This is a genomic window from Homoserinimonas sp. OAct 916, from assembly GCF_003260275.1.
Classification (GTDB): domain Bacteria; phylum Actinomycetota; class Actinomycetes; order Actinomycetales; family Microbacteriaceae; genus OACT-916.
Map to the genome: position 1 here is coordinate 41,435 of NZ_QJHB01000011.1, position 12,943 is coordinate 54,377.

The window sequence follows — 12,943 nt, forward strand, 5'->3', positions numbered from 1 at the left end:
TCATCAGCCTATTGTCGCCAGGGGCCTCAACCTAGACGACGCCGAGATACTTGCTCTGCACCTCGGCATCGCCGGCTATGGCGTGCGCCGGAAGGTCGGCGGCAATTCGTCCGTTGACCATGATCAGGATGCGGTCACACAACTCGGTCGCGAAATGCAGGTTCTGCTCGATCAGGAGCACCGCCTGCCCTTCGCCGACCAATGCTCGGAACACTTCGGCCAGATTGTCGACGACCGCCGGCGCAAGGCCTTCCGACGGCTCATCCATGACAATCAGCCGCGGGTTCGACAGCAGCGCCCTCCCGATGGCGAGCATCTGTTGCTCGCCGCCGGACAAGTTGCCACCACCGTTCTTGCGTCGTTCCGCGAGGCGGGGGAACAGATCGTAGATGGACGCCACGTTCCAGCGATCAGATTTCTTGGCACCGACCATCGTCAGATGTTCGTGCACGGTGAGCGATGGGAAGATCCGGCGGCCCTGCGGCACATACGCAATGCCAGAACGGTTCACGTGGTGAGGAGAACGACCCAGGATCTCTTTGCCGCCGAACGTGATCGACCCACTCTGCGCGGGGATGAAACCCGTGATCGCCTTGACCAGGGTGGATTTTCCCATGCCGTTGCGCCCCAACATTCCGAGTGGTTCACGCCCCATCGTGAACGAAACATCCTGTAACACGTGCACGCGGCCATAGGAGACGTTGAGATTGGTTACTTCAAAGACAGAGTCCTCGGTCTGCGAGGATGCGGGCTCAAACTGCTTCATCAAGCGAACCTCCGAGATAGATTTCGCGAACTCTCTCACTGGCCCGGATTTCGTCGGGGGTCCCCTCGAGGATCTTCTCACCGTCGTGCATGACGATCACTCGAGAAGCTACAGCCAGGGCGATGTCCATGTCGTGTTCAATCAAGAGCAGGGTGATCTCTTCCGGGATCTCCCGGAGCAGCTTCACCAGGTGGGTGCGCTCACTCGGCGAGAAACCGGCCGCGGGCTCGTCGAGCATCAACAACTTCGGTTGCAGAGCCAGCGCCATTGCCAACTCCAGCTGGCGCTGTTCTCCGTGGGACAGGTCGGCAACGACAGCCTCCCCCTTCTCGCGGAGCCCGACCCGCTCGAGAAGCCGCTCGCCACGTTCCCAGCGCGAGGGGCTGCGCCACGCAGGGCGAAGGGATCCACCGCGAAACTCGCTGCCGCCGAGCGCGATGAACACGTTCTCGGCCACTGTCAGTTGTTCGAACAGACGGGAGGTCTGAAATGTGCGGGCGAGGCCGCGCTTGGCGCGCTTGGCGGTTGACATGCCGGTCACATCTTCGCCGAAAAGTTCGATGCGGCCGGAGGTTGCGGGGAAGACTCCCGCGATCAAGTTGAAGAGGGTGGACTTTCCAGCACCGTTCGTGCCGATCACGCTGATGCGTTCACCGTCGGCGATCTCGAGATCGACATCGCGTAAGGCTTTGAGCCCACCGAAGTTACGCGATACACCACGCACCCGGAGCGCGTGACCGGTGTCAGGCATGATCATTCTTCTTTCCTTGGAACAGGTATGAGGTGGATCTGGTGGTGCGGTGCCTGGGCACCGCACCACCAGATCTGTCCGAGCTAGCTACCGGGACAGCCGTCGAACCGCTGATAGACAACGGTTCCCTGCTTTACTCCGGTCGCCTCGTTGATGTTCTTCGTGGTCAGCGCACCACCGTCGCCTTCAACAACCTCGGTGAGGAAGTTGTCGACGATTGCCTGACGGTTGGCGTCCATCGTGATCTGGCCGGTCGGGCTGGCCCAATCGGTTGCGGACAGCGCAGCGCGCAATGCGGCCTGGTTGTCGCTCAGGTCACCCTTGCTCGCCTCGATCGCCTGCAGGAGCGGGGCGAACGAGTTGTAGTAGAGCACTGCGAAGATCGACGGACTCGGGAACGCGTTCGGCTGCTTCGCGTAGTCCGCGACAAATGTATCCCAGGTCGGCGTCGAGAAGTCCGCGCCGGGAACCGGGCCACCGGTGATGGTACCCACCGCGGCAGCTGCGATGTTCGAGTCACCCGAGAGAGCGGTCGTGTCAACCGCGATCGACCCGCCGACGAGCGGCTTGTTGATACCTGCTGTCACCGCCTGCGCGAGGAAGCTTGCTGCATCTGCGCCACCGAGGCCAACGTAGACCGCGTCGGTGTCAGCCGGAATTTGCGCGATGATCGTCGCATAGTCGGTCGTGCCCACCGGCACCCAGGAGTTGCCGTTGACTTCGCCACCCGCAGCGCAGAACTCGCTGAAGAATCCACCGGCGTTGTCATACGGGAAGGAGTAGTCCTCGGCGATCGAGTAGATCTTCTTGTAGCCCTTGTCCTTGAAGGCGTAGTCGCCGAGGCCACCCATCCACATGGCGGAGTCACCGTGGAAGCGGAAGAAGTTCTCTGCACCCTCGAGAGTCATGCTGACCGGGCTGGCTGAGCCGTTCACGAATGTGACATCGGGCACGGTCAGTGCGTACTGCACGATTGTTTCACCCTCGTCACCCGAGACCGGGCCGAACATGACGTCGACGCCCGTGTTCTCGACCAACTTCTTTGCCTTGGTCTGAGCCGTCGCACTGGTGCCGTCGGTGCCCTCATAAACGAGGTTCACCTTGGTGTCACCGATCATGGCTCCGTCGACGTCGCCGCCGTAGGCAGCCATAGCCACCCCGATCGCAGCTTTCGCCTCATCCATACCGAAGGCCAGGTTGCCCTCAGCCGTCGCGAGAACGCCGATCGTGATCTCATTGGAGCCCGCTGGAGCTTCTCCGCCTGGAGCCGGCGAGGTTCCACCGTCGTTTGCGGGAGATGAACATCCAGTTGCAGTCAGTACGATCGCCGCGCAGACAGCGATCGCCGACAACATCCCCTTCTTAGTTTTCAGCGTCATCGCTGCGTTCCTTCCGTTGTTAGTTCTTCCTCCGACGGCTTCGTCGGAGGCTCTTGCACGGGCTCCAGAACGGGTGCGGATTTCTTTTTCCGGAGCACACGGTCTTTGACCCCTTGTACTTGCTTTCCGATACCCGCAAGGCCTGCCGGGGCGAAGAGCAATACAGCTATGAACACAAGTCCGGTCAGCGTCATATACCGGTCTGTGAAGTCTTGAGAGAAGTTGAGCAGCAGTGAAAGTACCACCCCACCCGCGAAGACGCCGAGCAGCGAGCCGATGCCCCCGATGACCGCAACGATCAGGATGTCGAGTGTCGCGTTGAGGTTGACCACACTGGGATCGACCTGGTTTCGGTCGAAGACGACGATCACGCCACCGATCGACGCGATGAATGAGGCGAACGTGATCGCGCCGACGCGGTAACGGTTGACGTTGTAACCGAGTGCGCTCATTCGCTCCGGGCTGTCCCGGATACCCTGCAGCGCAAGGCCGAAGGAACTGGTCGCGACGTACCGGCACAACAGGTAGCACAAGACAGCGGCGGCGAGCGCAAAGTAGTAGAAGCTGTTCAGGTCGGCGAGGTTCATCACGCCGAGGTCTGGCCGTGGCACGGGGTAGAGTCCCCGACTGGCATTGGTCACGTCGACCGCCTGGGCCGCCCAGGAATAGAAGACCTGGCCGAGCGCGAGCGTGAGCATCAGAAAATAGATGGCCTTGGTCCGTGCCGCGACCAGCGCCACAAGGTACCCTGCCAATGTGCCGATCATGAGCCCGAACACAATGGATACCCACGGTGACAGGCCCAGGGTGACCGTCGCGTAGGCGACTCCATAGGCCGACATGCCCGCAATTGTCATCTGTGCCAGCGAGAGCAGGCCCACGTAGCGGTTGAGGAAGACCAGGCTCATCGCGACGATACCCAGCCAGAGTGACTTGATGCCGATGTTCGGGATCCAGAACTTCGGCCGGTCCACCAGGTGCGGGAACGCGATGGCCAGGGCGAGCACAATGAGGCCGATGATGAGACCGGGGCGCAGCCAGCCCCGGCTTTTCTCAGACCGTGTGGGGGTCGCCAAGCGCGTCATACCGCCCTCCCCATGATTCCCTGCGGGCGGATCGCGAGCACGACGACCATGAGGGCGAACGTGACGACAAGGGCGTATGTCGGTGCGATCACCAACGTGTACTGCGACACCAGACCGACCAACACGGCCCCGATCGCCGCACCGGGAATACTGCCCATTCCACCGACGATCACTACCACCAGCGAGAACAGGAGATAGGTACCGTCCTGTCCGGGCAGCAAGGGGAACAGTGTGCCCCCCACGACTCCGGCGAAGCCTGCGAGAGCGGAGCCGAGGAAGAAGATCGCACCGAAGACGATCCGCACGTTGACCCCGGTTGCCGCGGTCATTTGGCTGTCGTCCACGCCGGCACGCACGATCGAGCCGAATCGGGTGCGATTGATGAACAGGGACAGCAGGATTCCCACCACAATGGAGATGCCGAGGATCATCAGGCGGATCAGCGGGTACTGGCCAACCCCGGGCACGTTCACACCGATCTGCAGCGCCGCAGGAAATGCGACCTGGGTTGCTGTTCCACCAAACGTGGCAAGCATCAGGTCGGTTCCGATCAGGGCTACACCGAGCGTGATCAACGCGACTCGCATGTCGTCGTCTTGAAACTTGCGGATGAGCAACTGGTGGATCACAAGGCCCAACAGCCCGACTGCGAGGGCGGCACCGAGGGCCCCGAGGGCCCAGTTGCCTGTTTCGCGCACGATGACATACCCGATATACCCACCGAGCAGATAGCTCGTGCCGTGGGCGAGCGTGATGACTCGCATCAGCCCGAAGATCAAGGTCAGCCCACTTGCGACAAGGAAATAAACCGCTGCAAGGGTGAGTCCATTAAGAGTGACCAGCAGAAACTGTTCCATTTCACCTCAACCTTCACAGCATTGTGTTCACTTCAGGGGCTGAACAGTTGGACACTATCATGTATCCTGACTTGTATACAAGTGCAGATACAGTACTACTCTGGGCTTGCTCGACTTGTTATCCAATTGTGTTCTGCACAGGTCGATTGGCTCGCAATGTTGCGAATTAAGGAGTGCTCACATGGCTGAATCCACCCCCTCTCTCGGAGTAGCCGTCATCGGATATGCGTTCATGGGCAAAGCCCATTCGCACGCCTGGCGCAATGTCGGGGCATTCTTCGATACGCCTGCGATCGAACAGAAGGTTCTCGTCGGCCGGGATGGTGCACGCGCCGCTGCGGCAGCGAAACGCTACGGCTGGCAGGAATCCGCTACGGATTGGCGAAAAATCATCGAGCGTGACGACGTGCACATCATTGACGTGTGCGCACCAGGGGTGATGCACGCAGAAATCGCCATAGCCGCCCTGGCTGCCGGCAAACACGTCATCGTCGAAAAGCCGATGGCCACCTCCGTTGAAGACGCCGAAAGAATGCAGGAAGCATTTGCGGCGGCATCCGCTCGCGGCCAACACGCCATAGTCAACTTCAACTACCGCCGGGTCCCCGCCGTTGCCCTGGCAAAGAAGCTGATCGAAGATGGCCGCATCGGAGAACTGCGTCACGTCCGCGCCAGCTATCTGCAGGACTGGCTGACCGACCCCAACACTCCGATGAGTTGGCGCCTGCGTAAAGATGAAGCAGGGAGCGGCGCGCTTGGCGACCTGGGCTCTCATCTTGTCGACCTTGTGACGCATCTGACTGCTGAGTCGATCACCGATCTCTCTGGGGGATTGCGCACCTTCATCACCGAGCGCCCGACCGGCGACAGCGGTGACGGTTCGATCAAGGGGTCGGGCGGCAGTGGTCCGTTGGAAACCGTCACGGTTGATGACTCGGCGTGGGCTCACGGCACCCTGTCGGGTGGTGGATTGCTGCAGCTGGAGGTCAGCCGCTTCGCGCTCGGCCGCAAGAACGAAATGACCATCGCGCTTTACGGCGAGCGCGGCAGCCTTCTGTTCAACCTGGAGAACCTGAACGAGGTGTGGTTCTTCGACGGGCAGAACGACAGCCAGGAGCAGGGATTCCGTCGCATTCTGGTCACGGAATCCGACCACCCATACGTCGGCAAGTGGTGGCCCGACGGCCACATCATCGGCTGGGAGCACGCATTCGTGCACCAGTTCGCCGAGTTCTTGACGAGCATCGCCGACGGCACGCCCAGTTCGCCGTCATTCGCAGAAGGGTTGCGCGTGCAACAAGTTCTGCAGTCGATCGAGGACAGTGCGGCGGCCGACAGCCGCACGGTCACCGTTCCCGCATAGGCATACCGAACCCGAAATCAATGAGAAAGGAACAAGCAATGTCGCATCCTGTAACACTGTTCACAGGCCAATGGGCCGATCTGCCGCTGGAGGAAGTGGCGAAGCTCGCCAGCGAGTGGGGCTACGACGGTTTGGAACTCGCCTGCTGGGGAGACCATCTCGATCCGTGGCGTGCCGCCGAGGACGATGCCTATGTGCAGTCCCGGCTGGACATCTTGAAAAGGCATGACCTGGAGCTGTACGCCATCTCGAACCACTTGAAGGGCCAAGCGGTCTGTGACGATCCGATCGACTTCCGGCATGAGGCGATCGTCGGCTCGAAGGTATGGGGCGACGGCGACGCAGAGGGTGTTCGCCAACGCGCCGCCGAAGAGATGAAGATGACCGCCAAGGCTGCGCGTCGGCTGGGCGTCGACACCGTCGTCGGGTTCACCGGGTCGAGTATCTGGCAATACGTGGCGATGTTCCCGCCTGTTCCGGCATCGGTCATCGACGCCGGTTACCAGGACTTCGCCGATCGCTGGAATCCGATCCTTGACGTCTTCGACGGCGAAGGAGTGCGGTTCGCGCACGAAGTGCACCCGTCAGAGATCGCGTACGACTATTGGACGACCAAGCGCACACTCGAGGCCATCGACCACCGCGAGGCATTCGGCCTGAACTGGGATCCGAGTCACATGTTCTGGCAGGGGATCGACGTGGTGGAGTTCATCGTCGAGTTCGCCGACCGCATCTATCACGTCGACTGCAAGGACACGCGCAAGAAGCCGGCGAGCGGACGTTCCGGCATTCTCGGCTCGCACCTGCCCTGGGGCGACCCACGCCGCGGGTGGGACTTCGTGTCGACCGGGCACGGAGACATCCCCTGGGAGGACTCCTTCCGGGCCCTGAACGCCATCGGCTACACCGGCCCGATCTCGATCGAATGGGAGGACGCGGGGATGGACCGACTGCACGGAGCGAAAGAAGCCATCGGCTACATTCGTTCGCTTCTGTGGGATCTTCCGGCAGGTTCATTCGACGACGCCTTCGCATCGAAGGACTAGTCGGCCGTTCTCAGTTGAGCCAGCTCGTGTGCGAGAGTGGTGTCGTGCACAGCCGCCCTGCGGGATCTCTGTGGCCTCAATGGAATGGGAGCGGCAACGGCTTCTGCCGTTGCCGCTCGCTGAATCACTCACCGGCTTCGAGTGCGCACGCCCGTCTGGCTGACTACTCGTCACCCAGAAGCATCGCAGCGCTGGCCAACATCTGCAGCATGCTTCGCCTCATATGCGTGATGTGCTCGACCACCGCGGGTTCGATCGCTGCGTAGTCTTTCGCCACCATCGCCTCGGCGAGGACGCGGTGCTCCGCAGAGCACGTCTCCAACCGGTGCTCGACCGACGCGGCGCGCAACCAGAATCGCTGGATACGCCGTCGCGCCTGTTTAACCGTATCGGCGACCAATTGATTGCCGGCCACGCCGTTGACCAACCGGTGGAAGGCGGTGTCGGCCTCGGCCCACTGCTCCCGGTCGCCGACTCGCGCACTTTCGGACATTAGCTCCACGTTCGCCATCAATGCCTCGATGTCGTCGGAGGTCAGCTTGCTGGCCGCCTTGCGGAAGATGTAACTGTCGAGCACCTCGAGCAGGTCGCAGGCATCATTCACCTCTGTGGTGGTGATCTGAGACACAGCGAACCGGGCGCTGTCGGTGCGCTTGACCAAACCTTCCTTCTCGAGGCGCTGCAATGCCTCACGAACCGGTGTACGGCTGATTCCCAGTTGCTGGGCCAGTTTGTTCTCAGACAGCGGGGCGCCGGCACGCACTCTGAATCCGGTTATCTCCGCGAGCAGCCAGTCATAGGCGTCGTCTACTCGGGATCCCGCTGTCTCCACCGTCACAGTTCCCTACTTTCCGTCAGCGCATATACAGTCACAAGACCAGTCGACTCTACATTGTGCGATCGACGAACTCGCGCGTGTGCACCTCGACCGGCACCTTCTCCAATTCCAGCACACCCCGGGCAACGTGCTCGGACAGGCGCCGGAATGCCTCCTCGCCTTTCTCGGCGGTGGCACGCATGGGGTTCCCAATGATGCCGTTCTCGACGAACTCGTGGTGGTCCATCGGGAATGTGAAGTACTGGTAGCCTTCGAAATCCGTGTCAGGCATACCGTCTTCCTTGCTGAATGCCTTCGGCAGGAACGCTGGCGTGTGCGCTCGGGTGTCGACCGCGCGCTCCATGCGCACCAGGTCGGGGTTCCAGGCCATGTCCTGGCTGGTCTCCAATTCACTCGAGTGCCAGCCTGGGGTCTCCTCTGGCGGGTTCTCCATCAGGCCCTCGAGCACACCGGTATAGCGCTCCATGTACGGCTTGACGAAGGAGATCATCGCGCCGGTCTCGTAGCGGAGCTTACGCAGCACAGGGTCGACGACCTTGACGTTCGAGCCGTGGCCGTTGATGAAGATGATGCGATTGAAGCCGTGGTGGATCAGGCTTCGAGCCACATCGTTCATCAGGTTCAGCAGGGTGCTGGCGCGCAATGTGATCGTGCCACGGCCTTGGCCTGCTCCGTACATGTGCTGCGGCGAATATCCCGCCCACAACGGTGGCGTGTGCAGAACACCGATCGCCTCGGAGACGCGCTCCGCAATCTCTACCGCGGTGATCGTGTCGGTGTACAGCGGCAGGTGCGGCCCATGCTGTTCGGTGCTCGCCATCGGAACCAGGATGGTGTCCTTGGTCTTCAGGTATTCCTCGATGTCGACGTACGTGAGGTAGGCGTGGTTCCAGGAGCGGAACTTTGCTCTGAACTCCTTATCACCTGTCGTGAGTTGGGCAATCTGGCGTTCGGGACGGGGGGTCATACTGCCTCCTTGGGCATCAGTGTGGCGAAGAGTTCGGCAGCAATTCTGCCGAGCTCGGGGTCATTGATATGCAGGTCGACCACGTCGACCTGAATCTCAGATTTGAGGTTGGCCTGGATTGTTGTGAGGAAAAGCGCGTCACCCTCCGGATCCCAGAAGGGACCGTCGGGGGTACTGGGGATGGACAGTCCGCCCATTGGCATGATCACCCGTACCGGCCCGGTCGCGTGATTGAGCCGCTCGGCGAAGATCATCGCGATCTGCACCTTTTCTTCGTGACTGGCTCGCACCAGCGTGTATTCAGGATTGTGGTCGTACATCACGCGGTCGCGCAGACGTTCTGGAATGGACCCGGGGGCGAAGACAGAGAAGTCGACGCAGCCGGGCAGCACCACCTGGGGAATACCAAGGGCGCCGATCCGGCGGAGTCTGTCAGGTCCGCCGTTGTGGATCCCGCCGGTGAGCGGATCGGTGATCTCGTTGGTGGTGTAATCGATCACTCCGGCAAACAGGCCTTCTTCGGCCAGATCTTCCATCGAGGGTCCGCCGACGCCACTGGAGTGAAATACAACAGTCTCGTAACCGAGTTCGGCCAAGCGGTCCTTCATCGCGCCAACCGCGGTCGTGGTGTTCCCTAGCATTGTCGTGCCCACGTATCGACGACCCGTTGTGGGAATCTTCAACTCATGTCCGTGGGCGAGCATCCCGACCATCGCCGCGGCCACATTGTCGAATACCGTGGTGGCGACCGGGTTGAGGCCGAGGATGTCGACGACGGAGTGAACCACCATGACGTCTTTGGTGCCCACGTACGGACCGAACTCATGGTGGCCGGAGGCGGTGGGTGCAACAACAATCTTGGGTACGCCGATCGGAAGGGTCTGAATCGCCGCCGCCCCCATCACCGCCCCGACACCACCGACGCTGATTCCCCCAACGATCTCACCGGCCGCGTACTTCTCACTGACGAAGGAGGTGGCCAGGTCACGCATCGTCGCGACCGCGCGCCCGCGGCTGCCCGACTTCTGTAGCTGGGCGAGGGTGAACCCACCTCGCCCAGCCAGTTCAGAATGCGAGACGTCTGGAACAATTCCGATTGGCTCTCCGAGAATTCCGGAGTCGACAACGAGCGTCGCGACACCGAGCGCCTGAAGACGATCCCGCAGATATGCCACCTCAGGACCCTTGGTGTCGAGCGTGGCGACGATGACGACCTTGCCCATTGGGTTCTTCCTCGCAACTGGTGCCGAAGCGTGCTTCAGCGGTTAGATCAGCGGGAGCAGGGTGTCGGCGTTGACCTTGACCAGCCAGTCGTAGTACTCCTCGGTCAAGACACTCGAGCCGTGGTCAATGATGAACTTGAGCTGCTCGGGGTCGATGTCGAGGCCCTCGAAGTTGGTCTCGAGCGCGTTGGGGTACTTATTCGCCGGAGTGCGGTCGACGGGCGCCACGAACTCTGCGGTGAGCGCCCCCTCGTATCCGATCTCCTTCAGTACGCCCACCAACTCGGTCCAGTTGTAGGTTCCGTAGCCCGCTGGCATCCGGTTGTTGTCGGCGACGTGGAAGTCGACCAGCTTGTCACCGACAAGACGGATGGCGTCGTAGATGTTCGACTCCTCAATATTGATGTGGAACGCATCCAACACCACACCCAGGTTCGGGCCGACCTCGGAGCACAGCGCGAGAGCCTGCTCGGCTCGCGTGATCAAGTAGGACTCGAAACGGTTGAGCGGCTCGATACCGACGCGAACGCCTTTTTGCTCGGCAACCTCGTAGATCTCTTTGACGCCCTCGACAAGCCACTTCCACTCCTCTTCAGGAGTGGCGTCGGGAACGATCTTGCCAACGGTGCCGGGCACAAGCGTGAGGATCTGGCCATCGAGGTCGTGTACGAACTGGATGCAGTCCTTGACGTACTGCACGCTCGATGCCCGCATCGCCTCATCGGAGCTCTGCATGTTGCGCTTGTCGACCATCAGCGTGACTGCACCCCAGCAGTCGAGCTTGTAGTGGTCGAGGAGCCCGCGCACGTGCTTGGCGTCATACTGCTGTGGTTCCCCACTGATCTCGATACTCTTGTAACCGTACTTCGCCAGTCGCGCGATCGTGGTTTCGATCGGCTCGCTGCGCATCCAGTTGTGCATTGACAGGTGCATAACACTCTCCTTCGAGGTTTGAAGCGCGGTGGCGCCAGGTTGGATTGATCGATGTTCAGTTGTGGTGAATCTGCGTGCCCGAGGCTACCAGCGGCTGTTCGTCGGCGGACCGAAGCCCAACTTGCCGGGATTCATGATGCCGTCTGGGTCCCACGCCTTTTTGAGTGAGCGCATGAGCTCGAAACCATGACCGTACTGCGGGCGCATGAACCGGCCGAGTTTGACGCCGACCCCGTGGTGGTCGTTGACGGTTCCACCGTTGTTGATGGCCGTGAGGACTCCGGCGTCCCACAGGCGATCATGCAGGGCCAGCGCCTCGGCAGGATCTGACGGCGCCTCGTCGACGTAGAACCGATCGTAGATCATCGCGCCCCAGTCGTACCAGTGAGACAGGTGGGCAGTGTATCGCGCGCCATACTCGGCGAACTCGGTCTCGATCAGCTCCTTGCGGGCGCGATAGATCTTCGGGATGGCGCTGAAGCGCGCCACTGTGTCGAATGTTCCGTAGAGCAGCGGTGGCTGCGGCAGTTTGCCGCGCGCATATGGCTCATACTTTCCATCCCACCAGACCTCGCCGAGATCGGGGCCGAGCGACGTGCCTTCGGATTTCTCCACCAGAGCGGTGATTGCCTTCACCTCGTAGTCGACCAACTCCTGGTCACCATCGCACACGACCACCATCAAAGTGCCGGTGAACGAGGTACCCACCCAGTCCTTCAACTTGAGGCTGTCGGCCTCGTCGTAGAGTCGGATGACAGAAGGGCGCAAGCGGTTGGCCATGATCTGTCGCCCGGCTTCGATCCCCGCAAAGATGTTGGGAAAACTGAATGACAGGAAGCTGCGCGTCTCGGGCAACGGGTCAACCCGCATCGAAGCTTCGGTGATCACACCAAGGGTGCCCTCTGAGCCGACGAATGTCTGCAACAGGTCGGAGCCCGCGGCGTGGCTCGGCACGGGCAGGGTCTTCACCGTCTTGCCCGGAGCCACCACGACCTCGAGCTGCAGCACCTGGTCTTCAGCCTTGCCGTATTTTGTGGAGACGACGCCCGATCCGCGTGCCGCGATGAAACCGCCGATGGTGGCACCGAGGTGGTAGGAGCCGGGGTAGTGAGCAAGGGTCAGACCCTTCTTGTTGAGCTCTTCCTCCAGCTTCGGGCCATCGATTCCCGTCTGGACCGTGGCAACGAGGCTCTCCTCGTCGATCTCGATGATGTCGGTCATGCGCGCGAGGTCTAGTGCGATGCCGCCGTATGGGGCGAAGGTGCCACCCTGGGTTCCCGACCCTCCCCCGCGAGGAGTGATCGGAACCTTATAGTCAGAGGCGATCTCTACAACACGCTCGACTTCTTCAGTGGTGCGCGGGCGCACGACGAAATCAGCGCTGGGCTGTGGCAGGTCCTTGTACTGGAAGTACTTGGACATCCAGGACCAGTCGGAGGCCTGGGCTTGAAGATCGGAGCTATCGGTGCTGACGTGGTCGGTTCCCACAGCTGTGGCAAGTTCTCGCGCTATCTGGCCCCGAAGGTAATATTCGCCGCTCACTCCGCTGGACTGTGGATTCTGGCTCACCTGGTCTCCTTAAAAATTAGGTAGGCAGGCGGTGCCGCAACCACTGGGGAGCAACCCTGCACCGACCTTGTATCCGTATCTGTATACAAGTAAGAACACTAGCTGTTTTCTGGCGTAGCTGTCAACCACGAACTGGGCTCAGCATGCTCAAAATCGGTATTCCCGT

General features: G+C 61.1%; 12 protein-coding genes. 2 read left to right on the plus strand and 10 right to left on the minus strand.

The annotated features are described in order from the left end of the window. Positions 1-31: 31 nt before the first annotated feature. The 5 genes from DL891_RS13510 to DL891_RS13530 form a co-directional block, all read right to left on the minus strand. On the minus strand, positions 32-766 hold the full coding sequence (locus tag DL891_RS13510) for an ABC transporter ATP-binding protein (protein ID WP_111720972.1): 735 nt from the start codon (positions 764-766) through the stop codon (positions 32-34). After that, positions 753-1,517, minus strand: coding sequence for an ABC transporter ATP-binding protein (locus DL891_RS13515; protein WP_111721081.1), 765 nt, complete (start codon positions 1,515-1,517; stop codon positions 753-755). The genes DL891_RS13510 and DL891_RS13515 overlap by 14 nt, the downstream gene beginning before the upstream one ends. An 83-nt stretch (positions 1,518-1,600) precedes the next feature. Then, the gene (locus DL891_RS13520) at positions 1,601-2,896 is read right to left on the minus strand and encodes an ABC transporter substrate-binding protein (RefSeq protein ID WP_111720973.1); all 1,296 of its coding nucleotides are present in this window, start codon (positions 2,894-2,896) and stop codon (positions 1,601-1,603) included. Beyond that, a complete protein-coding gene (locus DL891_RS13525) occupies positions 2,893-3,981 on the minus strand; it encodes a branched-chain amino acid ABC transporter permease (RefSeq protein ID WP_111720974.1) in 1,089 nt (362 codons plus the stop codon). Before DL891_RS13525 ends, DL891_RS13520 begins: the two co-directional genes overlap by 4 nt. Next, the gene (locus DL891_RS13530; RefSeq protein ID WP_111720975.1) at positions 3,978-4,838 is read right to left on the minus strand and encodes a branched-chain amino acid ABC transporter permease; all 861 of its coding nucleotides are present in this window, start codon (positions 4,836-4,838) and stop codon (positions 3,978-3,980) included. Before DL891_RS13530 ends, DL891_RS13525 begins: the two co-directional genes overlap by 4 nt. 181 nt (positions 4,839-5,019) lie before the next feature. Between DL891_RS13530 and DL891_RS13535 the strand changes: the two genes are divergently transcribed. Then, entirely contained in the window at positions 5,020-6,201 is a 1,182-nt protein-coding gene (locus DL891_RS13535; RefSeq protein WP_111720976.1) for a Gfo/Idh/MocA family protein, read from the plus strand. 38 nt (positions 6,202-6,239) lie between these two features. After that, the gene (locus tag DL891_RS13540) at positions 6,240-7,247 is read left to right on the plus strand and encodes a sugar phosphate isomerase/epimerase (protein ID WP_111720977.1); all 1,008 of its coding nucleotides are present in this window, start codon (positions 6,240-6,242) and stop codon (positions 7,245-7,247) included. 163 nt (positions 7,248-7,410) lie between these two features. On the opposite strand, the gene DL891_RS13545 is transcribed toward DL891_RS13540, so the two are convergent. The 5 genes from DL891_RS13545 to DL891_RS13565 all read right to left on the minus strand — a co-directional run bounded on the left by DL891_RS13545 (position 7,411) and on the right by DL891_RS13565 (position 12,777). After that, positions 7,411-8,085, minus strand: a complete 675-nt coding sequence (locus DL891_RS13545) for a GntR family transcriptional regulator (RefSeq protein ID WP_111720978.1) — start codon at positions 8,083-8,085, stop codon at positions 7,411-7,413. Between the two features lie 49 nt (positions 8,086-8,134). After that, positions 8,135-9,052 (minus strand): creatininase family protein, encoded by a 918-nt coding sequence (locus DL891_RS13550; RefSeq protein ID WP_111720979.1) that lies wholly within the window; start codon positions 9,050-9,052, stop codon positions 8,135-8,137. After that, a complete protein-coding gene (locus tag DL891_RS13555) occupies positions 9,049-10,275 on the minus strand; it encodes a Tm-1-like ATP-binding domain-containing protein (protein WP_111720980.1) in 1,227 nt (408 codons plus the stop codon). Before DL891_RS13555 ends, DL891_RS13550 begins: the two co-directional genes overlap by 4 nt. 42 nt (positions 10,276-10,317) lie before the next feature. Further along, entirely contained in the window at positions 10,318-11,208 is an 891-nt protein-coding gene (locus DL891_RS13560; RefSeq protein WP_111720981.1) for a sugar phosphate isomerase/epimerase, read from the minus strand. Between the two features lie 84 nt (positions 11,209-11,292). After that, complete coding sequence (locus tag DL891_RS13565) at positions 11,293-12,777, minus strand: FAD-binding oxidoreductase (RefSeq protein WP_157962511.1); 1,485 nt, start codon at positions 12,775-12,777, stop codon at positions 11,293-11,295. Between the last annotated feature and the right edge of the window lie 166 nt (positions 12,778-12,943).

Coding starts and splice junctions, on each gene's coding strand:
- DL891_RS13510 (WP_111720972.1), bottom strand. CDS start 766: ATGAAGCAGTTTGAGCCCGCATCCTCGCAGACCGAGGACTCTGTCTTT.
- DL891_RS13515 (WP_111721081.1), bottom strand. CDS start 1,517: ATGCCTGACACCGGTCACGCGCTCCGGGTGCGTGGTGTATCGCGTAAC.
- DL891_RS13520 (WP_111720973.1), bottom strand. CDS start 2,896: ATGACGCTGAAAACTAAGAAGGGGATGTTGTCGGCGATCGCTGTCTGC.
- DL891_RS13525 (WP_111720974.1), bottom strand. CDS start 3,981: ATGACGCGCTTGGCGACCCCCACACGGTCTGAGAAAAGCCGGGGCTGG.
- DL891_RS13530 (WP_111720975.1), bottom strand. CDS start 4,838: ATGGAACAGTTTCTGCTGGTCACTCTTAATGGACTCACCCTTGCAGCG.
- DL891_RS13535 (WP_111720976.1), top strand. CDS start 5,020: ATGGCTGAATCCACCCCCTCTCTCGGAGTAGCCGTCATCGGATATGCG.
- DL891_RS13540 (WP_111720977.1), top strand. CDS start 6,240: ATGTCGCATCCTGTAACACTGTTCACAGGCCAATGGGCCGATCTGCCG.
- DL891_RS13550 (WP_111720979.1), bottom strand. CDS start 9,052: ATGACCCCCCGTCCCGAACGCCAGATTGCCCAACTCACGACAGGTGAT.
- DL891_RS13555 (WP_111720980.1), bottom strand. CDS start 10,275: ATGGGCAAGGTCGTCATCGTCGCCACGCTCGACACCAAGGGTCCTGAG.
- DL891_RS13560 (WP_111720981.1), bottom strand. CDS start 11,208: ATGCACCTGTCAATGCACAACTGGATGCGCAGCGAGCCGATCGAAACC.